The sequence below is a fragment of the Kitasatospora sp. NPDC059817 genome, assembly GCF_042731835.1.
Classification (GTDB): domain Bacteria; phylum Actinomycetota; class Actinomycetes; order Streptomycetales; family Streptomycetaceae; genus Kitasatospora.
In genome coordinates this window covers 1-4,565 of the sequence record NZ_JBHWIR010000334.1, presented here as the reverse complement: position 1 = coordinate 4,565, position 4,565 = coordinate 1, and the positions used below count along the sequence as shown (strand labels likewise).

The window sequence follows — 4,565 nt, the reverse complement described above, 5'->3', positions numbered from 1 at the left end:
AACACCCCGGCCCCCCCCCAACCCACGAATATCCCGGGCGGACCCCCCCCCGGGGGGGGCGCGCGGCGCCGCGCCCGCCCCCGCCCCCCTCCCGGCTTTCCGGGCGGCCTCCGCGGCGCTGCGGCGCCAGTGCGGAGGAAGATCATCAACGGTTCGTCAGGGAGCCGTCAAGATCACGGGTGGTGCCGGTGAGCGGCCCTAACATCCGGAGGACCGTTCTCCGCTGCGGATCCGCAGGCGGACGCCACCTCGCCGAATGATCGGGGCACTTCAGCATGCGCGCTTCCTCCCGCCGGACGACCAGGGCCACCCAACGGGCCGTCGCCGGCACCCTGTTGGCGGCCCTGGCCTCGACCGGCCTGATGGCCGTGCCGCAGCAGGCCTCGGCGGCGACCGACTGTCCGGGCATCGAGCCGGGCGTCGGCGGGCCCGCCAACATCGGCAACGGCAACTGCTACAGCGCGCTGATCAGTTCCATCGGCGCCATGATCGGGGGCTTCCGCAGCGCGGCCCTCACCGCGCAGGCCGACAACGCGGCGTTCACCCAGGGGATGGCCGGCCAACTGAGCGCCGCCGCACCGGGGTTCAACGTGATGGTGTTCAAGTACGACGGCACCGACCTGTACGACACCCTCTGGTTCCGCAACGTCTACGAGGCGGACATGCGCGGGGTGCTGATCGACCAGACCGTCAAGCTGGAGCACCACGACAGCGAGGGCGGCCCGACCGGCTACGACGACTTCCGGATCTGGGTCTTCGCGGGCGAGTCGACCTTCACCAACAAGGGCGACGGCGGCTACGGGAACTGGGCCTTCGTCGGCAGCGACTCGGACCGGACCGTGACCACCTCCCGGTCCTGCGTGCTGATCCGCTGCTACGACAGCAAGCGGATCATCCACTTCCCGGCCCGCGAGATCCCGGCCGACATCGCGGGGACCCCCGGCACCCCGGGCGTTCCCGTCACCCCCGGCATCCCCGGCACGGTGCCGGGCGTCGGCACCGGTGGGACTGCCACCCCGGGTGTCCCGGCCAAGCCCGGTACGGTGCCGGGCGTCGGCACGGGCGGCACCGCCACCCCGGGTGTCCCGGCCAAGCCCGGTACGGTGCCGGGCGTGGGCACCGGCGGGACCGCCACTCCCGGCGTGCCCGCGCACCAGGGCGGCGGCGGTGGTGACGCCGTGACCGGGCTGCTGTACCCGAAGGTGAAGACCGGCCGGGGCCCGGTGGCCACCGGGGCCGCCTCCGGCCCCTCGATCCTCGCCGGCACCAGCGGCCCCAAGAACACCGGCTGGCAGTTCACCGCGCTGGGCAACGGCCGCTACAAGATCACCAGCGCCGTGTCCGGCCTCGCGCTGACCGAGAACACCAAGGGCTACGTCGCCGACGCCAAGCCGTGGACCGGCGCCGACGAGCAGAAGTGGCAGCTCGTCTCCCAGGGCGACGGCCAGTACCGGATCCGGATCACCGACCAGGACTGCCTGACCTACGACGAGGACGCCAAGGCCCTGGGCGTCTGGACCTGCAACAGCGGCTGGAACCAGCAGTGGAGGCTCCAGTAGCAGCCCCGGGCCCTAGCCGAGGAGGGCTCCGGTGCCCGTGAGCAGCAGGAGGGCGGCGGCGTTGGCGCGCGGGTACGCGAGTGCCGTGCCGACCGCCTCCCGCAGCAGTGCGTACGGGCCGTGGGCGAGCAGTCCGTCCGCGCCGACCACCCGGCCGGGGGCGCCGGCCCGGCGGGCGGCGAGTGCGGTGCGGGCGGTGTGGAAGCCGCTGGTGACGACCGTGCACCGGTAGCCGGGCCGTTCGGCGGCCATCAGCGCCGCGCTGAAACGCAGGTTCTCGACGGTGTTCACGGCCCGTTCCTCGCGCCGGATCCGGTCGGCCGGGACGCCCCGGGCGGTCAGGTAGCGGGCCATCGCGGCGGCCTCGGTGCACTCCTCGTGCGGGCCCTTCCCGCCGGTGACCAGGAGCAGCGGCGCGTGCCCGGCGGCCTCCTCGGCGGCGAAACGTTCCAGCGCGGCGTCCAGCCGGGCCGCCAGCGGCGGGGCGGGCTCGCAGCCGTCCAGGGCGGCGCCGAGGACCACCAGGTAGTCCGCCCCGACGGGGGCGGGGCGGCGCCCCTGCCGCAGCGCGCAGCCGAGGAAGCCGAGCAGCCAGAGCAGGACGTACCCGCCGAGCAGGACGGCGACGATCAGCAGAGCGTGCATACCGTCCGAACGTATACGGCGGAACCCCCGTTCCACTGGGCGGTTTCCAGGGGACGGGGGTTCCGTGGTGCAGGCGGCGGCGGGCTCAGCCGGCGTCGGCCGCCGGGGTGGCGGGGGTGACAGCGGCAGCGGGGGAGGCCGGGGCGGCGGGGGCCGCCGGGCCCGGGCCGCGCTTGTGCAGCGAGGCCAGGTAGGCGTTGTACGCCTCCAGCTCGGCGTCGCCGCTGCGTTCCTCGGCGCGGTCGCTGCGGCGGGCCTGCCGCTGTTCGGAACGCATCCACTGGTACACCAGCGCGATCAGCACGATCGCGGTCGGGATCTCGCCGAACGCCCAGGTGATGCCGCCGGCCAGCTTCTGGTCCTCCAGGAGGTCGGTGCCCGGCGGCGAGCCCTCCACGGTGAAGGTGGTGACCAGCGGGTGGCTGGCCATCATCACGGCCACGCCGAAGAAGGCGTGGAACGGCATGCCCATGAACAGCTCGATGATCCGCATCACATGGCTGGGGCGGTGCGGGCCCGGGTCCACGCCCATGATCGGCCAGAAGAAGGTCAGACCGGTGAGGAGGAAGTGCACCATCATGAAGATGTGCCCGGCGCGGTACTGCATCAGGAAGTCGAACAACGGGGTGAAGTAGACCCCGTACAGGCTCGCGATGAACATCGGAATGGTGAAGGCCGGGTGCGAGATCACCCGGACGTAGCGGCTGTGCAGCAGCGCCACCAGCAGCTCGCGCGGCCCGCGCGGGCGGCCCCGGCCGGCCGGCCGCAGCGCGCGCAGCGCCAGCGTGATCGGGGCGCCCAGCAGCAGCAGGATCGGCGTCAGCATGGACAGCACCATGTGCTGGATCATGTGCGCGCTGAACAGCACCATGCCGTAGTCGTTCAGCCCGGTGCAGGTGACCAGGATCAGGCTGCCGACACCGGCCGCCCAGCCGACCATCCGGCCGACCGGCCAGCGGTCGCCGCGCCGGTGGAGCCGGACCACGCCCGCCGCGTACAGCGCCAGGGCGGCCAGGCCGCCCAGCAGGAACACCCAGTCGGGGGACCAGGTCCAGACGTTGGACAAGGTGAACGGGCCTAGCTGGGTCATCCCGCCGTGGTGGTGCATGCCTGACATTCCGTCGCCCATCGGGGGGCCCTGCTTTCCGTCCTGGTGGCCCCTGGAGGGGGTCCGGTTCGCCCGTTTTGCTTGGCCTACAGCCTAGGTGGGCCTTACCTCGGGCCGTGCCCCGCCCCCTCCGTACGGGTGGCCGCCGGGCGGGTGGCGGCTGGATAGACTGACCGGCCGGTCGACGGCGACACGCCGATACGGCGACACGGGACGCGCCGAGACGGCGACACGGTGGGACGGCGAGGGGTGCGGCATGGCGGCGGGACGGCGGCACCCGGAGCGCACCACGGTCGCGCTGACCGGGGCGACCGGCTTCATAGGCTCCGCGGTGCTGGCCGCCCTGACCGCCCGCGGCGCGCGGGTGCGCGCGCTGGCCCGCGACGTGCCGGACGGGCGCGGCCCGGCCGTCTGGGTGCCGGGCGACCTCGCCGACGGGGCGGCGCTGGCCGCGCTCTGCGAGGGTGCCGACGTCCTGCTCCACCTGGCCTCCCGGGTCTCCGGCGGCGCCGAGGAGTGCGCGGCGGTGAACGTGCGCGGCACCGAGGCGGTGACGGCCGCCGCGACCCGGGCCGGGGTGCGCCGGATCGTCCACCTGTCGACGACCGCGGTGTACGGCGAGGGCCCGCACTCCGGCATCGGGGTCGACGAGGTGCCGGCCGCCCCGGTCTCCGAGGCCAGCCGGACCAGGCTGCTCGGCGAACGCGTCGCGCTGGCGGCCGGCGCCGTCGTGCTGCGGCCCGGCCTGGTGACCGGGACGGGCGACCGCTGGGTGGTGCCCGCGCTGGCTGAACTGGTCCGCCGGGTGCCGGTGCCCTGGGCGAGCGGGAACGCCAGGCTCTCCGTGGTGGACCGCGCCGACCTGGCCCGGCTGATCGCCGCGCTCGCCCTGGACGACCACGCCGTCCCGCCCGGCGTCCAGCACGCGAGCCATCCCGACCCCGTCCGGGCCGGCGACCTGCTCGCCGCCCTGGCCGGCCTCGGCCTGCTGCCCGCGCTGCCCGGCGCGGATGGCCCGGACGGCCCGGGCGCCTCGTGGGACGAATGCCGGCGTCTGCTCGCCGCCACCCCGGGCCGCGTCTCCGAGCGGCAGTTCTCCCTGATCGCCCGCGACCACTGGTACCGGGGGGACGACGTCTGGCGCCTCGCCGCCTGTCCGCCCGGCCCCGGCCCCCTCGCCCGGCTGCCCGCCGCCGCCCCCTGGTACCGCCAGGCGCTGGGGCTCGCCGCACCGGCGTAGGACGAAACGCCGG

At 74.8% G+C, this 4,565-nt stretch carries 4 protein-coding genes; 2 read left to right on the top strand and 2 right to left on the bottom strand.

The window, feature by feature from the left end; genetic code table 11:
* The first annotated feature begins 275 nt into the window (after nucleotides 1-275).
* Nucleotides 276-1,559, top strand: a complete 1,284-nt coding sequence (locus tag ACFV61_RS34675) for an RICIN domain-containing protein (protein WP_380496084.1) — start codon at nucleotides 276-278, stop codon at nucleotides 1,557-1,559.
* 12 nt (nucleotides 1,560-1,571) lie between these two features.
* Here ACFV61_RS34675 and ACFV61_RS34670 read toward each other — a convergent pair whose 3' ends face one another.
* Entirely contained in the window at nucleotides 1,572-2,204 is a 633-nt protein-coding gene (locus ACFV61_RS34670) for a YdcF family protein (RefSeq protein ID WP_363370884.1), read from the bottom strand.
* 85 nt (nucleotides 2,205-2,289) lie between these two features.
* The gene (locus ACFV61_RS34665) at nucleotides 2,290-3,312 is read right to left on the bottom strand and encodes a cytochrome c oxidase assembly protein (RefSeq protein ID WP_380496082.1); all 1,023 of its coding nucleotides are present in this window, start codon (nucleotides 3,310-3,312) and stop codon (nucleotides 2,290-2,292) included.
* A 256-nt stretch (nucleotides 3,313-3,568) separates the two neighbouring features.
* Here ACFV61_RS34665 and ACFV61_RS34660 point away from each other — a divergent pair, with 256 nt between their 5' ends.
* Nucleotides 3,569-4,552 carry an NAD-dependent epimerase/dehydratase family protein gene (locus ACFV61_RS34660; RefSeq protein ID WP_380496080.1) on the top strand — a complete coding sequence of 328 codons (984 nt, stop codon included), beginning with the start codon at nucleotides 3,569-3,571 and terminating at the stop codon, nucleotides 4,550-4,552.
* The last annotated feature ends 13 nt before the right edge of the window (nucleotides 4,553-4,565 follow it).

Excerpts from the sequence above, each read along its gene's own strand:
- ACFV61_RS34675 (WP_380496084.1), top strand. The coding sequence starts at position 276 with ATGCGCGCTTCCTCCCGCCGGACGACCAGGGCCACCCAACGGGCCGTC.
- ACFV61_RS34670 (WP_363370884.1), bottom strand. The coding sequence starts at position 2,204 with ATGCACGCTCTGCTGATCGTCGCCGTCCTGCTCGGCGGGTACGTCCTG.
- ACFV61_RS34665 (WP_380496082.1), bottom strand. The coding sequence starts at position 3,312 with ATGCACCACCACGGCGGGATGACCCAGCTAGGCCCGTTCACCTTGTCC.
- ACFV61_RS34660 (WP_380496080.1), top strand. The coding sequence starts at position 3,569 with ATGGCGGCGGGACGGCGGCACCCGGAGCGCACCACGGTCGCGCTGACC.